Source organism: Streptomyces sp. TAA486, assembly GCF_000426165.1.
Window position 1 is genome coordinate 1 of sequence record NZ_AUEV01000035.1, and the last position, 1276, is coordinate 1276.

General features: G+C 63.9%; 1 protein-coding gene. It reads left to right on the forward strand.

Annotation, left to right across the window (positions count from 1 at the left end; translation table 11 throughout):
• The coding region (locus tag I004_RS36550) for a hypothetical protein (protein WP_037978199.1) at positions 1 to 1276 on the forward strand (1276 nt) is incomplete at both ends.

Sequence of the window (1276 nt, forward strand, 5' to 3'; positions counted from 1 at the left end):
GCAGAAAGCGCTTGCCGCGCACACCTTCAAGGAAGGTGAGCAGGAGAAGCTGAACGACCTCGCGTACACGACGGACGAACTGGCTGAGGTCCCTGAGATCCCCCCCCATCGGCGGGGGGCAGCACGCATCAACCTCGTCGACTGGATCATCTTCTGGGTAACGATGCAGCGGCCGGAAGAGACCGATGCTGGCGCGGCCCGCGCAGCGGGGCTTGGTAAAAGCGAATATTGGACGAAGAGGGTCCCCGACGCTACCAGGCGGGTGAGGGATATTCGACTGGAGGCCAAGGAGCGTATTCGGCTGGAGGCCGAGGAGGCCAACCGGGCGCCGCAGCGGCGGTCCACGCAGGTGAGCGAGGAGCAACTGGCGGCAGTGCTCGCCGGCATTCAGCCCACGCGGGAAGAGCTGGCTGGCGTGCCCCCGACCCCCAAGTCCACCACAAGACCCACTGCTGACACCAAGTGGACAATATTCTGGGTAATGAAGCAGCGGGTGGGAGTCACCACTCATCGTGCGGCTAACGAAGCGTATGCTCAGCCTACTAACGTCAAAAAGTGGCTTCTTAGTGAGAGTGCGGATGCCGAATGGGTGGACGCTATTCAGCTGGCACGGTTCGCGCACATGGTGCTGGAAAAGGAAAGGAACGGCTCCTCCGAGGACGACGCCGTCGGCGAGGTGATCAAAGAGAAGGAGATTAAGCGCAGTCGGATCGCTCAGGGGAATTGGGAATGGTATAAGGTCTACCGGGAAAACAGGGAGAGTGCCGGTGTTGTCGCGGCGGCCGGGATTGCGCAGCAAACTCCGGAGACCGGCCATATGTGGGAGCTGGTGAGGAAGAACGATCCGGGGGCCGGGGTAGCGAGTGAGGACGTTAGCAGCCAGGGCGTTCTCGATGATGGGACGCGCGCCGGTCTGATGCGTGCAGCGAATGACATGCTCGCCAAGCGCGGGCGAGGCGACGAGCCACCACTCAGTCTCGATGACGCTGATGTCGACTACCTCTATGCGGCGCTGGACGGCGCCGTGCAGCAACTGCCGGTCGAGGATGTGGTCGAGGGTGCGGGGTCCTGGATCGCGAGGATGTATGCAGGTTTGAGGCTGCTCGAGAGCGATGCTGTCGCTCGCTCGCGCGTCGGTGAGTCCTCCGGCGGTCCGGTTCCGCAGGCCCGGCAGGGGGGTCCGTCGACCGGTTCGGTCGAGAACGAGCAGTCTGGCGCTACGGCCCCCGCCGACGGTGAGGTGAACAGGGACGTCGTCCTCGGCGCGGACGAGCCG